The sequence below is a fragment of the Pelosinus propionicus DSM 13327 genome (assembly GCF_900114615.1).
GTDB lineage: Bacteria > Bacillota > Negativicutes > DSM-13327 > DSM-13327 > Pelosinus > Pelosinus propionicus.
The window spans coordinates 97,120-120,091 of the sequence record NZ_FOTS01000005.1; the positions used below are offsets into that span (position 1 = coordinate 97,120).

Consider the following 22,972-nt stretch of genomic DNA (forward strand, 5'->3'; position numbering starts at 1 on the left):
GGTGTAGAATATGGACGACGTTCGTTTGGTGATTATCACGGGCATGTCAGGTGCAGGCAAGACTCAGGTGGTGAGAACCATGGAAGATCTGGGATATTTTTGTGTGGATAATCTGCCTCCTATGCTGATTCCTAAATTTGCCGAACTTTGTACCCAATCAGCGGGGCGGGTAAATAAAGTTGGTTTAGTCGTGGATATTCGTGGGCGAGAGTTTTTTGACACCCTGATACAAGCCCTGGAAGATTTAGAAAAGCAGGGGTATCGTTATGAAATGCTTTTCTTAGAAGCTTCAGATGAAACCCTAATCCGGCGTTATAAGGAAACCAGACGGCGGCATCCCATGGCACCCCATGGCCGCATTATAGAGGGAATTAGCCGTGAACGAGAAAAGATTGACCACGTTAGAGGAAGAGCTACGCAAATAATAGATACATCAGAATTGAGCACTGCTAAACTCAGGGAAAAAATCACTGGGCTTTTTACCAGTGAACATGAGCAGCAGCGTATGAATATTACCGTTGTCTCTTTTGGATTTAAATATGGTATTCCTTTAGATGCGGATATGGTTTTTGATGTACGCTTTTTACCGAATCCGTTTTACGTAGAGTCTTTGCGCCGTAAAAGTGGAGCGGTAGCGGAAGTGGGAGATTATATTTGGAAATGGCCAATTACCCAGCAATTTATGGAACAGGTTTCTGGGTTTGTAGACTTTTTAGTGCCGAATTACATCAAAGAAGGAAAAAGTCAGCTGATCATTGCTATTGGTTGCACTGGCGGAATGCATCGCTCTGTATTTGTCGCTGGTAAAATCTATGAAGGTTTAAAGAACAAAGGCTATAAGGTAAATGTAGATCATCGGGATATTAAACATAATGTGTTAGAAGCACCTGTTGAGGGGTAACATAGTATCGATGAAGCTATATTGCTGAAAAAGCAGCGAGTAGTAGTGGTGAGATAGAAATTGAGGTGTAATATCTATGCACTTTTTAAAGTGGATGTACCCAGGCATTAAGGTGAAACGGTGGCTGCTATTATTTTCTATGGGCGTTATTATTGCAAGCATGGGGCTTGCCATTGTATTCAATTATAAATATGTAGGAAACTTTGAAGAGACCATTTTTAGAATGGTATACCTGACGACAGGCAGGTATTATTATACGGTTACGACGATTGTAGGTATCTTTATTATTGCAGGTGGTATGGTCCTGATGACGCTGGCTACGAAGCAGATTATTGCTTCGGTGATCAGTGTGCTCATTCCCGATGGGTCTGAACGCTTGATTGAGCTTATTTTTCAAAAGCGCAAACTGAATCGGGGGCCGGCAGTGACAGTGATTGGCGGAGGCACAGGTTTATCTGTGCTGCTGCGGGGTATAAAGAGTGTAACCAGTAATATTACAGCGATTGTTACCGTTGCTGATGATGGCGGCTCTTCAGGACGATTACGAGAAGATTTGGGTATGATTCCTCCGGGTGATTTACGCAACTGTTTAGTGGCATTAGCAGATACGGAACCATTGATGGAAAAGCTTTTTCAGCATCGATTTGGTGGTACAGGGGGATTGGCGGGGCACAATTTTGGCAACTTATTCATTGCTGCGATGACAGAAGTGCTAGGAGATGTAGAACAGGCTTTAAAAGAATCAAGTAAGGTTTTGGCGGTACGGGGCCGAGTCTTGCCGGCATCGACGCAAACAGTACGATTATGGGCTAAAATGACGGATGGCAGTATTGTGGAAGGGGAGTCCCAGATTCCTCTTGTTAATAAACGTATTGAAAGAGTGTATTTACAGCCGGAAGAAACCATGCCCGTAGAGAGTTCTCTGGAGGCTATACGAGATGCCGACGCTATTATTTTAGGACCTGGAAGCTTATATACCAGTATTCTTCCCAATTTGCTGGTGCGGGGAGTGGCGGATACCTTGCGGAAAAGCCAAGCTGTCAAAATTTATATCTGCAATGTAATGACTCAGCCGGGAGAAACAGATGGCTATAGCGCATCGGAGCATGTGCAGGCGATTTTAGATCATGTAGGCCCTGGTGTAATTGATTATGTTGTGATCAATAGTCAAAATGTTGCAGAAGAATTGCAGCAGAAATATGCGGGTCAGGGAGCTTATCCTGTAAAAAACGATGCGGAAAAAGTGGAAGCTATGGGGATCAAAGTGACTCAGGCGGATGTTATTAATGAGACGAATTTAGTTCGTCATGATCCTCTGAAATTGTCTCGAACTATTGTCTCGATGATATATAAACTTAAGACCAATTCGGAGCGTATGCGCTTATTGGATTATTATTTAATTGCGGAAAGTATTAAGGACCTTAAGAAAACGGATCGCTGAGTTTTGCGGCGTTAAGGCAAAGCAGCTTGACGGGGGTGAAATAGATTGGCTTCTTATTCTGCTGAAGTAAGAAATGAATTGGCTCGGATCGTAGAGGAACAAGAGTGCTGCAATATGGCAGAATTGGCCTCTCTGATTCGTATGGGCGGTACCATGTTAATTGGCGGCAATAGTAATCTTGGGATTAATTTTACTACGGAGAATGCTGCTGTAGCACGTAAAGCTCTCACCTTGATTAAAAGTGGCTTTCATTTAAAAACAGAAGTGGTTGTTACTCGTGGTCGTCGTTTAAAGAAGAATAACTCCTATTTGATCAAAGTAGTGCCGTCACCAGTGGTGACGGAATTGTTAGCAGCGTTAGGAATTATGCAGGGTGAAAATTTGAATGTAAGCAGTGATAGTGGTATTTTACGGAAATCCTGCTGTCGTCGTTCTTATTTACGAGGTGCCTTTTTAGGTGGTGGGTCAGTAAATAAGCCGGAAGGGGATTATCATCTGGAATTGGTTACAGGCAATTTAGATTTTGCAAAAGCCCTCGTACGCTTGATGAAGTTTTTTTCATTGCCTGTTGGAATGACTGAACGCAAAAATGATCATATTGTGTACTTAAAAGATGGAGATGCCATTATTGATTTCTTGCGGCTGATTGGTGCGCATAATGCTCTTTTGACTTTCGAAAATGTTCGTGTAGTAAAAGGCATGCGGAATCAAGTCAATCGACTGGTAAATTGTGAAACAGCTAACCTGCAGAAAACGGTGAATGCAGCGGTGCGGCAAGTAAAATGCATTGAACTCATTGCCCAGCAAAAAGGGCTTGATAAGCTGCCTCCCTCTCTGCTTGTCGTTGCTAAGTTGCGACTTGCTCATCCGGAAGCTACCTTACAGGAACTGGTAGATGCTATGGATGGCAGAGTTGGAAAATCGGGAATGAATCACCGACTGCGAAAAATAGAACAGATTGCTATGGAGTTGGAACATGAATAAATTTTTGGCATGTGGTATCCTTTTTATGGTAGCGATTTTAGGCTGGCTATTTTGGCCCACGAATGCTGTACCGATCTTAGCTTACCATCAGGTAGGTGAAGTAGATGAGGAGATTTACAGTGTGACAGCCAGTCAGTTTGAAGAACAAATGAAGTATCTAAAGGAAAATGGATACCATGCTATTTCTCTAGAAGACTTATTTAATTCTTATACTGGAAAGACAGCCTTACCTGAAAAACCTATTGTAATTACCTTTGATGATGGGTATGAAGATAATTATCTAACCGCACTGCCGATTATGGAGCAGTACGGCATGTCGGCAACGGTCTTTGTTGTACCAAGCTTAATCGGCACAACAGATTACTTATCCTGGCAGCAGGTAGCCGATATGCAGAAAAGGCACACGGAAATAGGCTCCCACACGATGTCTCATGTGGGAATGAATGAAATTAATGCTACAGAGCAGCGGCGGGAAGCAGCGGAATCAAAAGCGGCTTTAGAAAGGCAAATTCGTACGTCCATTCAGTTTTTTGCCTATCCTTATGGGCAATTTTCAGCAGGTGCTCAGCAAATCTTAAAAGAAACCGGATATCGAGGTGCTTGCACTGGTCTAGCTGGATTAAACAATGAAAATACCGATCCCTATGCATTAAAGCGCATTAATGTGCCTCAGCCCAAATATGGTTTGTGGGAATTTCGCTTACGTCTCTTTCGAGCCCATATATACAGTAAATTAGGATTATAAAATAAGTCAGATCCATAATTATTATGGGCCTGACTTATTTTTTTAACCAATTTTGCCAATACTATATTGATAAATTGAAGATAAGTGGGAGGGCATAATGAACGAACAGGATGTTATCGTCCAGCGAGCAGCATATAAAAAAAGAGTTTTTCAGATACTTCATATTGTTACGTCTATGAAGATTACTATGGCATTGCTCATGCTATTGGCTGGGGCAGCAATGATAGGGACTGTCATTTCACCTCAGAGATATGATATCTATCATAGTATGGGCTTTCGCTTATTGCTAACTTTGATTTGTGGCAGTACTTTTATTTGCAGCATGAAGCAGCTTGCTGCTTTGCGCCATTCAAACAAATGGCGTCATTTGGCTCCTTGGGGGACATTTTCAGTGCACATGGCAGTTGTATTGATTCTTTTAGGAGCTTTATATGGGAATATCTACGGAGTTAGCGAAGAGATCAATCTTGCTGTTGGGAAGAATTATGAAATTAATCAGAAAAAATACAAGGGAATTGGTGAGCCTTTTGCATTACACTTGGAGAATTTTGAAACCCAATATTACTCTGATGGAACCGTTTCCGACTGGATCAGTCACATTCGTATTGAACAGTATGGGCAAAATCGATTGATACAAGAGGTGAAAGTAAATCATCCTTTGATCTATCACGGGATTAGTATTTATCAATCTTCTTTTGGCATGGCAATACAAACCCAGTACTTAGATGCTGCAGGCAAGGTCCTGCAGGAAGCTAGCCTAGGAGAGGGACAAGGGATGGTGCTTGAGGGAGATATGATGATTCTGCCAGTGCGGTATGTCGGGGGATTGAATCCTCAAATTATGTATATTGTCTATAAAGGCGAGCGAGAATATGATTGGGGAGCTGCATCGTTAGGCAGCAGCAGATTCATCGGCCCGCAAATGGGAATAGTGAAATTTATAGAGGCACAGCCTTTTTCGGGGTTGCTCATTAAACAGGACCCTGGAATACCCCTGGTGTGGTTTGGGTTTCTTTTACTTGCTTTTGGCTTTTTTGTCAGTCTTTATAAAAAACAATTTTAGTCAGTAATCAAAAAGGATAGGTGGAATTTTGTGGGTGCTTTGGAAAAGGAGTTTTTTAATTCTGCATTTGTTAGTTATTTTTTAGCAAGCTGTTTTAATATTGGACATCTCATTTGGCTGAAGGAAAGGCTTGGACGCTGGGCGATTGCTTTGACGGTGATCGGTTTTGTAGTAAATACGTTAGCGCTAACTTCCCGTACCCTTCAGGCTGGGCGTATTCCTTTTGCTAACATGTATGAATTTGGTATGGCCTTTGTCTGGGGATTGATTTTTTTCTATTTGTATATTGCGTGTCGTTACAAGAATTACTCTTTAGGTGCCTTTGTATTGCCAGTAGCCTTTGTTTTGACAGGTATATTCTCTAGCTTTTATCAAGAGGTTCGTCCCCTCATGCCTGCTTTAAAAAGTAATTGGTTGCTGATTCATGTTATCACAGCGGTTATCGCTTATGGAGCACTGGCGATTTCTTTCGCGTTGGCAATCATGTATTTGTGGCGGCAGCGTATGGAAGAAGCGGGTGGACAAGAAACAATAATAAGCCTGCTGCCATCTTTAGCTATATTGGACACCTTAGTGAATCGGTGTATTCACTTTGCTGTTCCGTTTCTAACCCTGCTTATAGTAACAGGAGCCGTTTGGGCAGAGTATGCTTGGGGATCCTACTGGCGATGGGATCCCAAAGAAACATGGTCACTGATTACGTGGTTAATTTATGCGATGTATCTTCATGGTCGTGTGGCTTTAGGCTGGCGGGGGAAAAGGGCAATGAATTGGGCAGTAATTGGTTTCATTACGGTACTCTTCACTTTTATCGGAGTGAATGTATTATTGCCTGGTTTACATAGCTATGCATTGTAACTTGACTAGGAAGGAGTGGGGTGGTTGGATTTCGGAAAATTCTTTGAGCGCAGTTCACTTAAATTAATTTTGCTAGGGATTGTAGTTGCAGTGGTGGGAATGGCACTGTCCGGTGCTGGATTTGTATATTCTAGCGGTCCAGGTTTCTGTGGCAGCTGCCACTCTATGAATTATGTATATTATACGTGGCAGGCATCAAATCATAAAACTGTAACTTGCAGTGACTGCCATGTTCCTCATGATAATATTTTTTCTATGATGTACGTAAAGGGAGAAAACGGAATGCGGGATGTATATCATGAATTTCTGCGTGATTATCCTGATACCTTATATTTTACGCCGAAAGGTAAAAGGATTACGGAGGGAAATTGTCTTCGCTGTCATTATTCTACTGTGGAAAATACAGCCATGGCAGCAGGTGGGCAAAGCTGCATAAAATGTCATCGTGGTATCGTTCATGGTCAAAATAGGAGTCCAGGAGGGGTTAGCGTTGAATAGGGCGCAGAAATTTTTAGCCGTATTTTTAGGGATGATGGTCGTCTTCTTTGGTGGTATTGTAGTCCGTGTATGGGCAGTAAAGCCCCCTTCAGCTATGAAACTATCACCGTTAGCTGTTGGCGAATATGATCCGGCTGTTTGGGGGAAAGCATATCCTTTGGAGTATGCCAGCTACCAAAAAAATTTAGAGATGGCCGCCTCGCCAACGGGGTATGGAGGAAGCGCAAAAGTACAGAAAGCAGAAATGCAGCCTGAAATTTACACTAATTTTAAGGGTAATCCCTTTAGTAAGGATTATACAGAAGATAGAGGACATTTGTATGCCATTGAAGATCTTAAGGAATCCAAACGTATTGGTCCTACGAGTAAAGGTGCCTGTATTACCTGTAAAACTCCTTATGTGGAGCAGTTTTATAAGGAATCTGGATGGGGGTTTGCCAATCAGCCATTAACTGAGCTGCTTGATCAATCCAAGCACCCTGTCAGCTGTGCCAACTGTCATGATCCAGAGACTATGAAGCTGAGAGTTATTAATCCTGCCTTTATTGAAGCAATGGGACGGCAAGGCATTGATGTAAATAAGGCAAGCCGGGAAGAAATGCGCAGTTATGTATGCGGACAATGTCATTCGGAATATTATTTTGAACCAGGAACATCGCGAGTCGTGTTTCCTTGGGATCAAGGAACTACACCTCAGCAAATGTATCAATATTATGCTACGAAGCCTAATGGATTTCAGCAGGATTTTATACACCCAGATTCGAAAACACCTATATTAAAAGCTCAGCATGCTGATTTCGAAGAATGGCAAAACGGTGTCCATGCTAAATTCGGCGTATCTTGTGCCGACTGTCATATGCCTTACATTCGTGAGAATGGACAAAAATATAGCTCTCATTGGATGACAAGCCCTTTGAAAAATTTGGATGTATCTTGTATGCCTTGTCATCGAGATGGTACAGATCAATTGTATAATCAAGTAAAGGCGACACAGGATAATGTTTGGCAGCTGCAGCATACTGCTGGATTGAATGTGGCTAAAGCCCATGAGATTATTGCTAAAGCTGGAAATATTCCGAATGCGAATCAAGAACAACTAACAAATGCACGGGAGCTATTGCGGCAAGCACAGTGGTACTGGGATTATGTAGCGGCGTCCAACAGCATGGGTTTTCACAACTCTGTACAAGAACTACATACTCTTGGGCAGTCTATTGACTTATCTCATCGGGCAATCGACGCTGCAAATCAAGCGGTAGGTAATCAACTGTAAAATGTACAATTTGGCATGTCAGATGATAAAATGTTACAGCAACTGACATAATGGTATTATTTTGTCATTTTACATAAGATTAAGGTATTGGTATAATGATGCTATGTCTTAACAAGGGGGTAGCATATTGTATTGGATTAAGTTTGGCATAGTGCCGCTGATTATGTTTGTGATGTTACATAGTACAGCATTGGCAGTCGATACCTATTCGACTGTTAAATTAAATGGTTTGGCCTTATCAGAATGGCCCGTTACCGTATCATCTTCCAGTGGGAAATTATTACTATCTGATAGCCCTGAAATGGTGACTGATGATGGAATTATGTATCAAGATACAGTAAGTGGTGACATTCGTCTGTTCTTTCATCATGTAAATGCAACGAAGGAAGACAAAAAAATTGTAGTGCTGCTAGAAAATGCTGGGGAAAAGACAGCTCATATCACGGTAACTAAAAATGGATTAGGTGGTCCAAGCCTTGATTATTTGCAAGTCGGCAAAGAGGTACAGCAAAAATATTTAGAAGGCGGTAATTTGTATCTTGTAGAGGTTCCCTGCAAAGAATCAAGAAGTTTGATTTCTTCTTTGGATCACAGCATTGTAAAAACGAATATGCTGGTGAACGGCATGTATGACTTAACAATTGATCATCCGGTTACCATTAAGGTTATGATGATGCCTTTAGATGCTGATGTTAAAGAATTTGCAGCAAAAGCAAAAGTATTGGCTGCTGACCCTGGTGAACATCGTTTGCGAGGAACATTTGAAGGCAAAGATCGATTGATCGTTGGAAAACAAACTTACGATAGCAAGAAAGATGGAACTGTTGCACTCACTCTGGCAGATAATTATCTCGACCAATATGTCAGAGGCGTTGATGCTACAGACGGTACACCAACATTGAATTATGGAAATTATGGTGTTGTATATAAAATATACCTGCCTTCCACTTCTGGTGATAAAATTTCCTACTACCTGAATCCTCGTGGAGGAGAATATGCAGGTTGGCTAGGCTTAGAATATCGTCATCAGGATGTACATACGATTCCAACCCCTGCCGATGTGATGTCTTTTGGCTCTCACAAAATCAGTGAAAGTGCTTATCTTGGCACCTATGAAAGCGGCAAATCCATTTGGATGACATTCAGCCCTCCAGGAGCTTCCAACTTGCCTATTAAATTAATACTTACTCCTGAAAAAGTTAAATAATGATGAACCCCTCGAAGAATTGCTGAATACTAAGCGGATTCTTCGAGGGGATTTTTTTAAAAGGGACATAGTGAATTTAATTAGGATAAAAGCCATCCAGCTTGGATGGTCTTTTTTTTGATTAACTTATTATTTATGGTTGTTTGCTTCAGCAGCCTCTGTGGCTGCATTTTCTGCCATTTGTTCTTCAGCCATTTCAATCATCATTTTAACTTTTTGTCCACCGATTCGACCACCAATTTTGCCAACTTGGCTAGTTGTTAATTCTTCATTGTGACCTTGATCTAGTGGTATGCCCAGTTCCTTTGCTACTTCATGTTTATCAGGAAGTGCTTCATTCAATTCCTGCATGGTATCAATTTTACCTTTGACCATAGTATTCACGCTCCAGTTTGTAGATAGTTATTGGGAATAAAGGCTATTTAGTTCTGAATGATCTATTAATGATAGTATATCTATTCATTGCTTCAGCAATACGTTAGTTTGATTCATCGGTCATTATTTTTCATTGTGATGCTGCTAATAATAGTTATAAATACCTTTTGCAATTGCTTCTGCCAATTTGCGTTGATGTTCCGGTGATTGTAAGAGAGAACGTTCTTCTATATTCGTGATATAACCAAGTTCAATCAAGGCCGCAGGTATTTTGTTCCGGCGCAGCACGAAGTAGTTGCCCGGATTCGCAGTTGAAGCGGATTTTATTACTTTACTAAGTTCATTTTGTATCGTATTTGCTAATGATTTACTGGGCTCTGATTTAGCGTAATAAAACACCTCTGGACCTTGTCTTTTGGTATTAGAAGCAGCATTTGCGTGAAGACTAATAAATAAATCTGCGTCCGATTCTTCGACCATTTCTACGCGAGCAGCTAAGTCGCGATGGTAGCGTCCTTTAACTTTCTCGTTGTCGCATTCTGGGCTAAGCTCAATGTCTGCTTGACGAGAGAGAATTACTTTTGCTCCATACTGATGAAGAACATTTTTTAGTTCTAGGGCGATTGCTAAATTAATGTCTTTTTCAAGAACTCCTGATCGATTTGCACCAGTATCAATACCGCCGTGGCCGGCATCCACAACAATGATTTTACCCGCCAGTTTATGAGTCATATCATCGTGAGCATAGAGTGTGCCGATTATCAGCAGCATAAATAAGAAACATAAGATACATTGTCTTTTGGCAATATATATACTTTTCACATCGCAACCACCTCTTATAGCTACATATATGCAGAAAAAGGTTATATCAGTCGAAGTTGTTATCCTGGATAACTATAGAATTTTATCAAAATAAAATGTTGAAAGGATTATTATGCGCTTACGGATTATTTTCAAAATTTTACTTGTCACGGCAGGGCTAGCTTTAGCCTTGTATTGTCTTAGTTCTCTTTACTTTTATTATCAGGAAAAGCCTGAGGAAGATCTACAGCTTCCATCCTTCCCTCTTGTACCAAAAGAGACTCGCTTATTAGTGATTGCTCCTCATTGTGATGATGAAGTACTTGGCTGCGGAGGGATGATTCATGATGTACTACAAGCAGGCGGACAAGTCTTGGTTGTTGTTATGACCAATGGTGATGGTTTTACAATTGCTACAGAAGAAGAGTTTCATCGATTGTTTCTCACTCGCGAAGATTATGTGAATTCAGGGTATACGCGCCAAAAAGAAACAATACAAGCTCTACAGCTGCTAGGGGTATCAGAAAAACAGATATTTTTGCTTGGTTATCCCGATCGGGGCCTTGAACATCTATGGATGGATAATTGGAATAAAGATCAGCCATATCAATCTCGCTATACCGGGAGTGATCATTCACCATATAGTAATAGCTATCAAAAAAATGCTCCTTATGCTGGGCAAGCTGTATTAGAGAATCTAGAACAAATCATGCTGAATTTTAAGCCAAATGTTATAGTAGTACCACATCCAGCAGATGAGCATCCGGATCATGCTGCTGCCTGGGCTTTTGCTGCGACTTGTTTTGCGAAGATAAGCAACAGCGGGAGGGCATCAGGTATGCATTTGTACACGTATTTAATCCATCGTGGTGACTTTCCCATACCACATGGATATCAAAACGATGCGCTGCTATTACCGCCCAGACCTTTATATCAGGTGCAACATAGCAACTGGATGACGTATCCAATTGATTTGGAGACTGAAGTCTTAAAAGAGGAAGCAATTAAGGAATATGCAAGCCAGACGAAAGTTCCCATAATGTCAAGTTTATTGCATAGTTTCATACGTAAGAATGAATTGTTTGCTGACCCTTATATTCCTTATGTTATACAAAAACCATCAGAGTCAGATCTATCAAGTCTTAGCGCTTGGTCAAGCCAAGAATCTATTTTAGTGAATACGCGAAGTACAAGCCTAATCGGTGCCTTAGAACATAAAGGTAAGATATCCACGATTGATAGTTATTTGCAAGATAAGACCATCTGGCTGCATCTTCATATTCCTGGATTTGTGGGCAAACAAAATCAATATCAGGTGTCTATTGTGGCCTTTGGTCTGCGAGGCAACAAAACAATTCGTGAGAAGGACGTGCTCCATTTTAGCGAGAGTGATACCAACTTACCATCGGATGCGATTATTCGGTACCAAGATGATGTAATTATTAAGATCCCTTTAACCCAGGTAAAGGTACCTTATTTTTTCTTTATTCAGGTTGTGACAAAAGACAAGCATAAATTTATGATTGATCATACGGTTTGGCAGCCTGTCTTTCTTAATAGGTTTTAATTCTAGTGTTATGAGTATAGATCAACTAATTATCTGGGTATAAGGACAGGTTCATTGTCCCCAAAATCAAAAGGTGATATACTATCGATATGGTAAAAATAGAAAATATTAACAGCGTTTTATAAATCTTTTTAAGGAAGTACAAGGAAATGTCTTGGGAGGATAGAAAGTGAAAAAACATATTATGGGAAAAAATCTTGATGAATGGAAGAACAGACATCCATTATTGGAAGAGATTATCAAGACTCAGGAAGTGTTTTGGACAAATCCTCAGTATGTAAGTTCTAGTGACAGAATTATAACCCCGAATTTAAGGAAAATGGATATCCAAGATGCAGAAAAAAGACTTCTTAGATTTGCTCCATATATTGCAAAAGTATTTCCACAAACATGGGAAACAAAAGGGATCATTGAATCTCCTCTTGTGAAGATTGATAAAATGAAAAAAGAGCTTGCGGTGTTATATGATCAAGAGATTATTGGCTCTTTATATCTTAAGTGCGACAGTCATCTGCCTATTTCGGGGTCGGTCAAGGCACGAGGTGGTATTTATGAAGTATTGAAAATTGCTGAGGATATAGCAATTGAAAAAAAGATAATAGTTGAAAGCGATGACTATACGATTCTTGCTAGTGAAAAATGCAAAAAGCTGTTTTCTAGATATTCAATTGTTGTAGGATCTACAGGAAATTTAGGTCTTAGCATTGGTATTATGGGTGCCGTATTAGGTTTTAAAGTGATAGTTCACATGTCATCGGATGCGAAACAGTGGAAAAAAGATTTGCTTAGAAAAAAAGGTGTTACTGTAGTGGAATATGATTCGGATTATGGTAAAGCCGTTGAAGCTGGCAGAATTCAAGCACAAAGGGAAGAAAATAGTTACTTTATTGATGATGAAAATTCTCAGAATCTATTTTTAGGTTATGCTGTTGCAGGTAAAAGGCTTAAACAGCAGCTGGAGCAGCTGCAGATTCTTGTTGACCAAGATCATCCATTGTTCGTCTATCTTCCTTGTGGCGTTGGTGGTGCACCTGGCGGTATTACCTTTGGTTTAAAGACCGCTTTTCATGAGCATGTTCATTGCTTCTTTGCAGAACCTACTCACTCTCCCGCCATGCTGCTGGGGCTTATGACAGGGCTGCATGATAAAGTATCGGCTCAAGAATTTGGAATTGACAATAGGACGGATGCAGATGGTCTTGCAGTTGGCAGACCTTCAGGATTTGTAGGCAAGACACTTGAGAAAGATATTAGCGGTATTTTTACTATACAAGATCAAGAATTGTATCGGCTGCTCAGCAGGCTGGCGGATTCCGAAGGAATTTATCTTGAACCATCTGCACTAGCAGGTTTTGCTGGCCCCCTTAGATTATTTTCAGAATCAAGGGGCAAACAATATTTAGAATATGGTGATCTTATGTCTAAAATGAAAAATGCCACTCATATTGTTTGGGCTACTGGTGGGAGTATGGTTCCTGAAGAAATGATGAGTCATTTTTATAATAAAGGAAAAGCTAAGGAATAATCTTATTTGGGATATAGGCACAGGTTGTTTGTCCCAGAAAAACAAAGGTGCTATACTGTAGTTGAGGTGATACCATGCCAAGACAGGCTCGTGAGAGAATCAGAAGTGGAATCTATTGAAACGTTAGAGTATTACAAAATGATTAGTAATTACATGCTGTATGGGTATTGTTTGATGGATAATCATATTCATTTACTGATAAGAGAGAACGAGGAATCGATATCTCAAGTAGTAAAGAGAATCAGCAGCAGCTATCATGAGTATACTGGTACTCCTACTATCGTTAATATCGACTCTGCATTAGATATGCTTTCAGAGAATAGGAGGAAAGCTGCAGAATATCAAAAAGTGTGATAGGACGTAATGGGACAAGGAACCTGTCCCATTGTCCTTGGGAAAATTAGAATGAACGGAGATGATGTAGGTGGCTGTCCGGATAGCGGATTTGTTAAAATTACCAACCTTCAAGCTATCCCATACCTTAGCCGGTGTGCGGGGACTTATCCGGGAAGTAGAATATATTGATGTACTGGAACATCCTGATATTGATGTACTTATTAAACCACGAGTTTTATATCTTACCAGTGGATTTGCATTTCATGAGAATGAGAAGCTGCAGGAGACTTTGATTGCTCATATGGAAGATATCGGAGCTGCAGGGCTTGTTGTTGAGCCTGGCCGCTATCTGACTCTGCTATCATCCCGAATGATTGAAGAGGCCAATCGTCTGCAATTTCCCATTGTAGAATTGCCTCAAGGGGCTGTATTTGCCAATATTATTAGGGAAGGTTTAGAGCAGATTTTCTTACAGCAAAGTGCAATCTTAAAGCGTTCTCAGGAAATTCAGAAACAGCTTACTAAAGTGGCATTTTCTGGTGCCAATCTGCATCAGATTTCACAAACCATTGCAAATTTGATGGGTAATACAATCATTGTAGCAGATCAGAATTTCTCGCTGCTTTCTTTTGCTTTTTGGGAAAAGGAGCATAAGAATCATAAACGTAAAGTGTATGCGGGAAGAACGTTGGATCAGTATTTGTATAATCTGGAACGAACAGGGTTTATTGATAAAATACGCAAGACGAAAAAAGCGGACAGGGTGGAAGTCTTATTTAGTAAACAAGGCGAGCAAGCTTGGGTGGTGGTACCGGTTTTAGTCAACGATGAAATCCTTGGATATATTGCTGTATTGGAGGATTACCAGCGAATGCGGGAAGAAGACTGGGGCGCATTGGTACAGGCTGCTACTGTAACAGGAATGGCGATTTATAAACAAGTAGTGGAGGAAGAGGTTGCCCGTCGTCAGCGCAATGATTTTTTATTTCATGTACTGGAAGGACATCTGCCCTTAGGTCAGGAAACAATCGAACAGGCCAAGTTATTACAGATTTCTTTATACGCGACGTGGAGCATAATCCAAATTCAATTAGTAAATTTTGAGGAATACAGGCGGAGGCATTTTACCGACAATATGCCAGAAGAGGCAGCTAGTAAACAGCGGGATCTGGCAATACTCATTGATCAATTAACAGCTAAGCAGAAAGATTTATTAGTAGCTTGCAAGCAGGAGTGGATCACCATTTTTTGTCCAACGACAGTCAATAGTCAAACTCGGGAGCAAGTGATGCAGCGGGTAGAGATAATCCGACAGGAACTGCAGCGATTTGCCCCAGAGCTTGAAGTTGCAGTGGGAGTAAGCCGACCTTGCGAAGACTACAAACAATTGCCCGTAGCTTATCGTGATGCCAAGGAGACTCTGGAGGTCGGACGAATTTTAGATCCGCTTGCAAAGGTATATTATTTTGGGGATTTAGGGGTATATCAAATTCTTACTAAACTAAAGGATATGACGGAGTTGAAGGATTACTATGAGGCGATCTTAGGTAGGTTTGATCAGTTGGATACTTTGACACATAATGAATTTATAAAAACGTTAGAGGCATATTTCACTGTCAATGGAAATATTTTTAAAGCTGCTCAAATTTTGTATCTTCATCGCAATAGTATGACATATCGATTAAAGAGGATTCAAGATATACTGGGAGTAGATTTAGACGATTCGGAAGTACGTTTTAATTTACAATTGGCACTCAAGATAAGGAAAATTTCTCAACGTTAAAATATTGCATTAATATAAAACCAAAGTATGTTTAATGAGCACGCTAAAGATATGGTACGTTGTAACTTTGTAACAAGTGTATTCTATTTTTCTTTGTGCCATAGTGACAATGACATATATTCCCTGTAAGAAGTATGATTATTCTGCCAGTATTGTAATACTAATTTAAGGGGGGGAATAGTCGATGAGTAGTGAAGAACGAAGGTTAGATTACCTGAATGTGTCAGGGAAGGAGTATGTTCCTTACGTATCAGCAGACAAAGTCATTCCGGAGTTTACAGCAACAGCAATCATTATCGGTTTTATTTTGGCAATTGTGTTCGGTATGGCGAATGCGTATCTGGGGTTAAAGGCTGGGATGACCGTAAGTGCTACGATACCCGCGGCGGTTATTTCTATGGGTATTTTAAAGGGAATTTTAAAAAGGGGAACCATTTTAGAAAATACTGTGGCGCAGTCCATTGCTTCTTCAGGTGAAGCGGTTGCTGCAGGTATGATCTTTACAGTGCCGGCTCTGTTCCTGTGGGGATACGCACCTGATATGATGACCATGACATTGATGGCATTACTTGGTGGTTCACTGGGCGTGTTACTTATGATTCCATTACGTCGTTATTTGATTGTAGATGAACATCACAATCTTCCATATCCAGAAGGTACGGCCTGCGCAGAAGTGCTAGTCGTAGGAGATCAGGGCGGTACTGGTGCGAAAACAGTATTTGCCGGGATCGGTATAGGTGCAGGGTATAAGTTCTTAATGGGAGCTCTAGGAATCTGGAACGAAAATCCAGAGTGGCCGATTCCTGGTCTGAAAGGAGCGGCTATCGGATTTGATGTTTTGCCAGCTTTGCTGGGCGTAGGATTTATTATCGGACCGCGGGCGGCTTTTACTATGTTTGCCGGCAGTTTTCTTAGCTGGATGGTCCTTATGCCGTTAATTGCTTATTTCGGCAGCGGCTTAACAGCGCCAGTATTCCCAGCGACCACACCTATTTCTCAAATGGATCACTGGGATCTTTGGAGTAAGTACATTCGCTATATTGGTGCAGGCGGTGTAGCTGTTGGCGGTATGTTTAGCTTAATTAAGTCTTTACCTACCATTGTTAGTTCTTTTAAGGCTTCTCTTGGAGGGCTGACAAAAGGCGGCGCTTCTGCTGATGATAATCTTAGAACCCAAAAAGATATGCCGATGTCCATTATTTTAATTGGTGCAGTCGTTATCTTTCTTGCATGTGCCTTCTTGCCGCAGCTTCATATGGGCGTGATTGGCGGTATTATGGTGGTGTTATTCGGCTTCTTCTTCACCACGGTGTCTTCTCGTATCGTAGGTCTGATTGGTTCTTCCAGCAATCCGGTTTCTGGAATGACCATTGGTACTTTGATTATAGTAAGTGTACTGTTAAAAGCAATGGGTTTCACAGGTATTGAAGGTATGCTGGCAGCTCTTAGTATTGGCGCTCTGGTTTGTATTTCCATAGCAATGGCAGGAGATACTTCTCAGGATTTAAAAACAGCCTTTTTAGTTGGTGCTACTCCTTACCGCCAGCAGTATGCTCTCTTAATTGGCGTTGTTGCTTCGGCTGCAGTTATTGGCTGGACGCTGACTATGTTAAATAGTGCTTATGGTTTTGGTACGAAAGAATTGGCAGCACCCCAAGCTACATTGATGTCACTGGTTGTCAAGGGTGTTATTGATGGTTCTTTGCCTTGGGCGTTAGTCGGTATCGGTGCTTCTGTTGCAGTTGTTGCAGAATTGCTGGGTATTTCGGTATTGGCTTTTGCAGTCGGTATGTATTTACCAATTCATTTGAATGCAGCGATTGCTACGGGTGGTCTGCTTAGCTTAATTATGTCTAAGGTAATAAAAAATGCAGATCAATTGAAAAGACGTACAGAAGAAGGCATATTACTCGCTTCTGGCTTAATTGCTGGTGACTCGTTAATGGGCGTTGTTCTGGCACTTTTAGTTTACCAAGGGATTGATCTTTCTATGGATATGAAGTGGGGCGGCATGCTTAATGAAGTATCTATGGGGATTTTCGTAATATTGGCAATTGCCTTCCTGCGTCATTGCCTGACTTATAAGTTGGATAAGGAAAATTAGAACATTGTATTCTGGGGAACGAAAAAATCTTGAAGGAAATTGTTTATGAAACAGCGAAATAATTTATTGTTGAAACGCCCTATCGGCCGCCCCCATGTTGCGGTTGATGAGGCTAACGAATCACGTTTAGTTGTTCACCACAATCATTGGATTAGTAAACTTTGCACTCGCTTTTTTCGTACACCGGCACAAACCTTTTTAATCTTGATTCTTATGGCTCCTTTGTCTGGTTTCATTGCAATGGCGAGTATACTGTTGGTGATATTGCCAGATTAATGAGTGAAGAGTTTGGTGCGGAAGCAGAACCTGTCATGGAGCGGCTAATTGTTTTTTTGAGAATTCTGATCGGCAGAAAGCTAATTAGCCTTCAGGATTAGACAAGGAGGGGGATTGTATTGCCTATTGAAGGTTTTATAATGGGGACGTTAGGGTTTGCTGTTATGGGAGCTATCCTGTATATTTGGGGGTATCGAAAGTCCCGCAGCACTCCGCGCCGTTTGCATGCGCAGATGGGGCAGGCAATCGAAGCCAGAATTCAGACCCTCCTTGCTAGCCAAAGTCATGGTGCAACGCTGAAAGAAATTGCTAAATCAATTAGTGATCTTAGTGTGGGGGGGCAATTGCAAGGCTATAAGCTGCAAGTGGAAGATGCCCGAGCCGCTACTGATGCGGTACTTCGACATATGATTAGTCGTGGACTGGTTGTTAAGCATGACCAGGGAAAAACACCCAAGTATCTTTTGACAACAATGGAACGATAACTTGACATGAGGATGATGAGATTATGACAAAGCATTTGGAGAAAAGCGCAGAAATTGCAATCCGCCAGTGTATGGCGGTTAAAAAGGGAGAAACCGTTCTTGTGGTCACTGACGAGCCAACTCGCAATGTAGGGAGAGTATTATGGGAAAAGGCTGTGGAAGCTGGAGCGGAGGCTCTATATGTTGAAATGCTGCCACGTAAAAATGACGGTGTAGAGCCACCGCCCGCTATTGCTGCGGCAATGTTACATGCTGATGTCATTTTAGGTGCTACCTCCTGTTCCTTCTCCCATACGAAGGCTCGGAAAGACGCTAGTCAAAAGGGAGCGAGAATAGCTACTCTGCCTGGTATTACAGAAGATATTATGCAGCGTACCTTAAGTGCTGATTATGAGCATATTGCAGAGCTAAGTCAACGATTTGCCAAACTGCTTAGCGACGGCGAAGCAGTACATATTTCTACATTGGCTGGTACTGACTTGACTTTATCTATCTCGGGCAGGGAAGGTCACGCGGATACAGGCATTAATCATGCAGCAGGGGATTTTAGCAATCTGCCAGCAGGTGAAGCTTATGTCGCTCCTGTAGAGGAAACGGCAGAAGGCATTATCATTATTGATGGCGCCATGGCAGGCATTGGTGTTCTAGAATCACCCATTAAACTGACTGTAGAAAAAGGTTATGTTACGAAAGTAGAAGGCGGAAAAGAGACTGAAAAGTTGGAAGCTATGTTGAACGAGTATGGCAAATTGGCTTGTAATATTGCGGAATTGGGCATTGGTACCAACGATCAGGCGATTCTGTCTGGGCGAGTTTTAGAAGATGAAAAGGTGATGGGAACGGTTCATATTGCTTTGGGGAATAATTTCGGATTTGGCGGTACATGTCAGGTACCGATGCATTTGGATGGCATCCTGCTGAGTCCTACCCTGACGATTGATGGTCAGGTAGTCATTAAGGATGGCAAGCATTTGATTACGGTATAATTGCCGTTCGTTATGGTGAAAGTCAAAAAAAGAAAATGATCTGGCGGTTGAACGGAACCCCTTGTATTGGACATTGCAGAAGAAGTCCAATACAAGGGGTATTTTGTGTTTAGCATCAATTGCAATAATTTGTTGAGACGCTTCTCTTAGACTTTTTTTTGTTATAAAGTGTATTTAATATTTCATGTAAAGAGTGAATTTTTTGTTAATTTTAATGATCTATTTGTACTTTTAAAAGCCATGCTGCTTTTTTTGTATGTTAGATCGTTTGATAGTAAAGGATCTACGAGGGGCTAAACAAAAAAGTCATTTCTTGGCATATAAATTGCATTACTTATGGGTGAGGGGAGAAGCAATGAAGGAGAAATTAAAAAAGCTAATCCAAAAAGAAGATGGTAAAAATCCGCTGACGGACACGGAAATTGCGCAAAAATTAAAGATCAGAAGAGAAGAAGCTACAATGATTAGAAATAGTCTGGAGATTCCAGATTCTAGAGAAAGGAGAAAAGTTGATTTATTAAAAAAGATAGAACTTTTGATGAGAAAGGCCCCGAATAGAACCATGGTTGATGTGACAAGATCACTGAATGCATCAGGGTATGAGGTTTCAAGATGTACTGTAGTGCGATATGCAGAAGAAATTCGACAAAATAGCAGGAATGATCAGAAGCAGGGCCAGGTAGTAAGTACAGCTTTCGAAAAATCCCAAGGAGCCTCAGAGCCAGATGTATTTTCAAAATTAGTTGGACATAGCCGAAGTCTAAAAGGGATTATTCAATTAGCAAAGGCCGCTGTTTTGTATCCTCCCCATGGGTTGCATACGATTATTACAGGGCCTACGGGTGTGGGAAAAAGTGAATTAGCTGAATGTATGTACGAATTTGCTGTTGAGTCTGGTGTATTTGAGAAAAACTCTCCCTTTGTTGTTTTCAATGCGGCGGATTATGCTGAAAATCAGCAATTGCTGTTATCACAGCTCTTTGGACATATAAAAGGTGCTTTTACCGGTGCAGATATGGATAAAATGGGTTTGGTAGAAAAAGCAGATGGCGGAATTCTCTTTATTGATGAAATACATCGGTTGCCTCATGAGGGTCAGGAAATATTGTTTCAGCTGATCGACAAAGGAAAAGTAAGAAGACTAGGGGAAACGAAATTATCCACATCGATTAAAGTCATGCTAATCAGTGCTACATCAGAGCCTCTTGAATCCTACTTATTGACCACATTTAAAAGAAGAATTCCTATGGTCATCGAAATACCGGATTTAACTTCAAGACCGCTGGTGGAACGACACCATATTATTAACAATTTTTTTGTTAATGAAGCACATCGAATAGGGATTGCCATTCTGGTTAAGGCAGATGTGTATAAAGCCCTAATGCTATATAAATGTCATGGCAATTTAGGACAACTGAGAAGCGATATACAAGTAGCATGTGCAAGAGGATTGCTAAACAAGCTGGCAAAGCAGCAGGACAATGTGGTTGTTAATATTTCAGAAGTTTCTGAACATGTAATGAAAGGTTTAATTGATATCCGTAATCACCGTGATAAGGTAGAAAAATATGTGCTTGGGGATGTCAAGATCTCTCCTGATGCCAATGTGCATGAAATAAGAACCAATGATAGCATTTATCAATTTCCAGAGGAAATATACCGGTATACGGAAGAGAGATATCTGTCTTTGCTGTCTGAAGGAATTGAAGTGGAAGCAATAAACCGGATTGTTGGAGGAGAAGTTGAAATACAAATTCAACAGTATATCAAGAGTATGAAGACCTATACTGGAGATATGGATTTGAGAGAATTAGTTTCGGTTGTGGGTAAGCAGATTCTCTTACTAACAGAAGACATTATAAACATTGCTGAAAAAAGGTTTGGGAAGCTTGATGGCAGCTTAAAATTCAGCTTGGCGATTCATTTGAAAGCGACGATTAGCAGGCTGAAAGAAGGCAAGAAAATACAGAATAATAATCTGAAAGAAATTATCAATAATTATCCTCAGGAATTTACTGCTGCCCGTGAAATCTCTGATTATCTTGAACAGACCTATTCCATTTGTCTGCCGGAGGAAGAGCTTGGATTTATCGCAATCTATTTAAATTCAGGATATAGAAAGAATTTTTATCATGTACCGAAAGTAGGCGTTTTCATCATAGCTCATGGTCGGGTTGCCAGTGCTGTTGCGGAGGTGGTCAATAAACTTCTGGGGGTTATGAATCATGTGAAGGCTCTCGACATGCACCTGGATAAGAGCCCCCAGGAAACCATAAGGGATGTAATTAAAATGGCAGAAGAAATTGATGAAGGCCGGGGTATTATTATTCTTGTCGATATGGGATCTTTGGCTTATTTGGGAGAATTTATCACCAAAGAAACAGGGATCGAAACAAGAACCCTAACCAGAGTGGATACGGTATTAGCCATTGAGGTAACCCGCAGGGCGACTTTACCGGACCTTAGTATTGACGATATTATGGCATCGATTCGATATGAACTATCTGGTGGCCTTGAGTATAAAGAAGCATCAGTGGATACAGCAAATGGCAAGAAACCGACGATTTTAATAATCTGCGTCACAGGAAGTGGAACGGCAAAGATCATAAGAAACAAAATTGTGGATGCCATACCGGGTATTGAGTTGAAGTTTCACATAGAGACAAAAGGTATTATTGAGTTTCCCAAAATGGATATTGAAATCAGCAGAATTAAAAAAAGAAAAAACATCATAGCCATTGTCAGTACCATTCATCTGGTTGTTACTGATATTCACTTTGTTAATGCCCAAGAGGTGTTAAAAAACGAGGGAATGAAGAAGTTTAAAGACTTTATTATGATGAAGTCTAATAGTAGTAAGGATCAACCTCTGCCTGCTTCAACGCTTGATAATCTGATTCAAGAAAAAAATATATATGTGAACTTGCCCTATGATCACAAAAAAGATGCTCTTACGTATTTATGCAAGGAGTTGATTAAGGGTAAAGCAGTAAAAGATGAGTATTTAGATGGCGTATTCAGCCGGGAAGAACTATTCACTACAGAATTAGAGGGGGGCGTGGCCATTCCTCATTCGGATGAAACCAGTGTCCTTGAATCATCCATTGCCATAGCCACACTGAAGAATCCAATCCTGTGGGAGAATAAATACGTCAATATTATTGTCATGTTAGCGGTGGATAAGAACTGCTTTACCGCGTTAAGTACCATGTTAGGTTATATCATAACAGAGGATTTTAAGAAAATTGCGCAGCTAACTTCTGCAAAAGACATAAAGGAGGCTATCATGGATGCCTGTAAGGAACACATTTGATAAACAGTTAATCTTTAACGACCTGAAGATAAGAGACAAAAATGAAATATTACAATATATGGCCACTAAAATGTACGAAAAGGGTTATGTGAAGGGAACCTATGCACAAGCCGTAATTGAACGGGAAAAAGTATATCCCACTGGATTGCAAACAGAAGCCTTCGGCGTAGCCATACCCCATTCTGATAGTATTCATGTGAATCAGGCTGTTATAGCCGTATGTATAGTAGAAGAACCAATTGTATTTCATGTAATGGGAGGAGCAGAAGAGGAGGAAGTATTGGTAAAATTCATCTTTATGCTTGCCATTGATGATCCGAAAAAACATATTGAAATGCTGAGCAAGCTATCTATCATATTTCAGGATGAACAAAAAATGCAAGAGATCGTAAAACTGAAACAGGATGCTATTTATGAAAAATTAAATTGTTATATTAATCATTAGGAGGCA

At 40.7% G+C, this 22,972-nt stretch carries 21 protein-coding genes; 19 read left to right on the forward strand and 2 right to left on the reverse strand.

The genetic code is table 11. The features are described from left to right. Nucleotides 1-10: 10 nt before the first annotated feature. From rapZ to BMZ99_RS03970, 9 genes are all read left to right on the forward strand, one after another. Entirely contained in the window at nucleotides 11-901 is an 891-nt protein-coding gene (rapZ, locus tag BMZ99_RS03930; protein ID WP_090933150.1) for an RNase adapter RapZ, read from the forward strand. Between the two features lie 76 nt (nucleotides 902-977). Further along, nucleotides 978-2,342 carry a gluconeogenesis factor YvcK family protein gene (locus tag BMZ99_RS03935; RefSeq protein ID WP_090933152.1) on the forward strand — a complete coding sequence of 455 codons (1,365 nt, stop codon included), beginning with the start codon at nucleotides 978-980 and terminating at the stop codon, nucleotides 2,340-2,342. A 45-nt stretch (nucleotides 2,343-2,387) separates the two neighbouring features. Further along, entirely contained in the window at nucleotides 2,388-3,326 is a 939-nt protein-coding gene (gene whiA / locus BMZ99_RS03940; protein ID WP_090933154.1) for a DNA-binding protein WhiA, read from the forward strand. Next, nucleotides 3,319-4,071, forward strand: a complete 753-nt coding sequence (locus tag BMZ99_RS03945) for a polysaccharide deacetylase family protein (protein WP_090933156.1) — start codon at nucleotides 3,319-3,321, stop codon at nucleotides 4,069-4,071. The genes whiA and BMZ99_RS03945 overlap by 8 nt, the downstream gene beginning before the upstream one ends. A 97-nt stretch (nucleotides 4,072-4,168) precedes the next feature. Beyond that, nucleotides 4,169-5,134, forward strand: a complete 966-nt coding sequence (locus BMZ99_RS03950; protein WP_139214736.1) for a cytochrome c biogenesis protein ResB — start codon at nucleotides 4,169-4,171, stop codon at nucleotides 5,132-5,134. 30 nt (nucleotides 5,135-5,164) lie between these two features. Then, nucleotides 5,165-5,992, forward strand: coding sequence for a c-type cytochrome biogenesis protein CcsB (ccsB, locus tag BMZ99_RS03955; protein WP_090933158.1), 828 nt, complete (start codon nucleotides 5,165-5,167; stop codon nucleotides 5,990-5,992). Nucleotides 5,993-6,007: 15 nt separating this feature from the next. Further along, nucleotides 6,008-6,490: a cytochrome c3 family protein gene (locus BMZ99_RS03960; RefSeq protein WP_245754805.1), complete on the forward strand. Its 483-nt coding sequence runs from the start codon at nucleotides 6,008-6,010 to the stop codon at nucleotides 6,488-6,490. Next, nucleotides 6,483-7,763, forward strand: coding sequence for an ammonia-forming cytochrome c nitrite reductase subunit c552 (locus BMZ99_RS03965; protein WP_090933162.1), 1,281 nt, complete (start codon nucleotides 6,483-6,485; stop codon nucleotides 7,761-7,763). Before BMZ99_RS03960 ends, BMZ99_RS03965 begins: the two co-directional genes overlap by 8 nt. A gap of 127 nt (nucleotides 7,764-7,890) precedes the next feature. Continuing rightward, nucleotides 7,891-8,970, forward strand: coding sequence for a copper amine oxidase (locus BMZ99_RS03970; RefSeq protein ID WP_090933164.1), 1,080 nt, complete (start codon nucleotides 7,891-7,893; stop codon nucleotides 8,968-8,970). 129 nt (nucleotides 8,971-9,099) lie between these two features. Here the strand turns inward: BMZ99_RS03970 and BMZ99_RS03975 are convergent, their stop codons facing one another. Both BMZ99_RS03975 and BMZ99_RS03980 read right to left on the reverse strand, forming a co-directional pair. Continuing rightward, nucleotides 9,100-9,345, reverse strand: a complete 246-nt coding sequence (locus tag BMZ99_RS03975) for an alpha/beta-type small acid-soluble spore protein (RefSeq protein ID WP_090933166.1) — start codon at nucleotides 9,343-9,345, stop codon at nucleotides 9,100-9,102. 144 nt (nucleotides 9,346-9,489) lie between these two features. After that, on the reverse strand, nucleotides 9,490-10,167 hold the full coding sequence (locus BMZ99_RS03980) for an N-acetylmuramoyl-L-alanine amidase family protein (RefSeq protein ID WP_090933168.1): 678 nt from the start codon (nucleotides 10,165-10,167) through the stop codon (nucleotides 9,490-9,492). A gap of 112 nt (nucleotides 10,168-10,279) precedes the next feature. On the opposite strand from BMZ99_RS03980, the gene BMZ99_RS03985 reads away from it, so the two are divergent. From BMZ99_RS03985 to BMZ99_RS04030, 10 genes are all read left to right on the forward strand, one after another. Next, nucleotides 10,280-11,713, forward strand: a complete 1,434-nt coding sequence (locus BMZ99_RS03985; RefSeq protein WP_090933170.1) for a PIG-L deacetylase family protein — start codon at nucleotides 10,280-10,282, stop codon at nucleotides 11,711-11,713. A gap of 169 nt (nucleotides 11,714-11,882) precedes the next feature. Beyond that, nucleotides 11,883-13,238: a D-serine ammonia-lyase gene (locus tag BMZ99_RS03990; protein ID WP_090933171.1), complete on the forward strand. Its 1,356-nt coding sequence runs from the start codon at nucleotides 11,883-11,885 to the stop codon at nucleotides 13,236-13,238. Between the two features lie 138 nt (nucleotides 13,239-13,376). After that, the gene (locus BMZ99_RS03995; RefSeq protein ID WP_245754806.1) at nucleotides 13,377-13,592 is read left to right on the forward strand and encodes a transposase; all 216 of its coding nucleotides are present in this window, start codon (nucleotides 13,377-13,379) and stop codon (nucleotides 13,590-13,592) included. Nucleotides 13,593-13,662: 70 nt separating this feature from the next. Further along, complete coding sequence (locus BMZ99_RS04000; RefSeq protein ID WP_090933173.1) at nucleotides 13,663-15,357, forward strand: PucR family transcriptional regulator; 1,695 nt, start codon at nucleotides 13,663-13,665, stop codon at nucleotides 15,355-15,357. A gap of 184 nt (nucleotides 15,358-15,541) precedes the next feature. Continuing rightward, nucleotides 15,542-17,461, forward strand: a complete 1,920-nt coding sequence (locus tag BMZ99_RS04005) for an OPT family oligopeptide transporter (RefSeq protein WP_090933175.1) — start codon at nucleotides 15,542-15,544, stop codon at nucleotides 17,459-17,461. 161 nt (nucleotides 17,462-17,622) lie between these two features. Beyond that, nucleotides 17,623-17,838 (forward strand): PqqD family protein, encoded by a 216-nt coding sequence (locus BMZ99_RS04010; RefSeq protein ID WP_245754807.1) that lies wholly within the window; start codon nucleotides 17,623-17,625, stop codon nucleotides 17,836-17,838. A gap of 18 nt (nucleotides 17,839-17,856) precedes the next feature. Further along, nucleotides 17,857-18,222 carry a hypothetical protein gene (locus BMZ99_RS04015; protein ID WP_090933177.1) on the forward strand — a complete coding sequence of 122 codons (366 nt, stop codon included), beginning with the start codon at nucleotides 17,857-17,859 and terminating at the stop codon, nucleotides 18,220-18,222. 23 nt (nucleotides 18,223-18,245) lie between these two features. After that, nucleotides 18,246-19,208: an aminopeptidase gene (locus BMZ99_RS04020; RefSeq protein ID WP_090933179.1), complete on the forward strand. Its 963-nt coding sequence runs from the start codon at nucleotides 18,246-18,248 to the stop codon at nucleotides 19,206-19,208. A 355-nt stretch (nucleotides 19,209-19,563) separates the two neighbouring features. Further along, nucleotides 19,564-22,521, forward strand: a complete 2,958-nt coding sequence (locus tag BMZ99_RS04025) for a sigma 54-interacting transcriptional regulator (RefSeq protein ID WP_175490473.1) — start codon at nucleotides 19,564-19,566, stop codon at nucleotides 22,519-22,521. Next, nucleotides 22,499-22,966 carry a PTS sugar transporter subunit IIA gene (locus BMZ99_RS04030; RefSeq protein ID WP_090933183.1) on the forward strand — a complete coding sequence of 156 codons (468 nt, stop codon included), beginning with the start codon at nucleotides 22,499-22,501 and terminating at the stop codon, nucleotides 22,964-22,966. Before BMZ99_RS04025 ends, BMZ99_RS04030 begins: the two co-directional genes overlap by 23 nt. The last annotated feature ends 6 nt before the right edge of the window (nucleotides 22,967-22,972 follow it).

Bases quoted from the DNA above. Each gene is read 5' to 3' on its own strand.
- BMZ99_RS03985 (WP_090933170.1), top strand. From the start codon at position 10,280: ATGCGCTTACGGATTATTTTCAAAATTTTACTTGTCACGGCAGGGCTA.
- BMZ99_RS03995 (WP_245754806.1), top strand. From the start codon at position 13,377: ATGATTAGTAATTACATGCTGTATGGGTATTGTTTGATGGATAATCAT.
- rapZ (WP_090933150.1), top strand. From the start codon at position 11: ATGGACGACGTTCGTTTGGTGATTATCACGGGCATGTCAGGTGCAGGC.
- BMZ99_RS03975 (WP_090933166.1), bottom strand. From the start codon at position 9,345: ATGGTCAAAGGTAAAATTGATACCATGCAGGAATTGAATGAAGCACTT.
- BMZ99_RS04030 (WP_090933183.1), top strand. From the start codon at position 22,499: ATGCCTGTAAGGAACACATTTGATAAACAGTTAATCTTTAACGACCTG.
- BMZ99_RS04025 (WP_175490473.1), top strand. From the start codon at position 19,564: ATGAAGGAGAAATTAAAAAAGCTAATCCAAAAAGAAGATGGTAAAAAT.
- BMZ99_RS04020 (WP_090933179.1), top strand. From the start codon at position 18,246: ATGACAAAGCATTTGGAGAAAAGCGCAGAAATTGCAATCCGCCAGTGT.
- BMZ99_RS03950 (WP_139214736.1), top strand. From the start codon at position 4,169: ATGAACGAACAGGATGTTATCGTCCAGCGAGCAGCATATAAAAAAAGA.
- BMZ99_RS03945 (WP_090933156.1), top strand. From the start codon at position 3,319: ATGAATAAATTTTTGGCATGTGGTATCCTTTTTATGGTAGCGATTTTA.
- BMZ99_RS03935 (WP_090933152.1), top strand. From the start codon at position 978: ATGCACTTTTTAAAGTGGATGTACCCAGGCATTAAGGTGAAACGGTGG.
- BMZ99_RS04005 (WP_090933175.1), top strand. From the start codon at position 15,542: ATGAGTAGTGAAGAACGAAGGTTAGATTACCTGAATGTGTCAGGGAAG.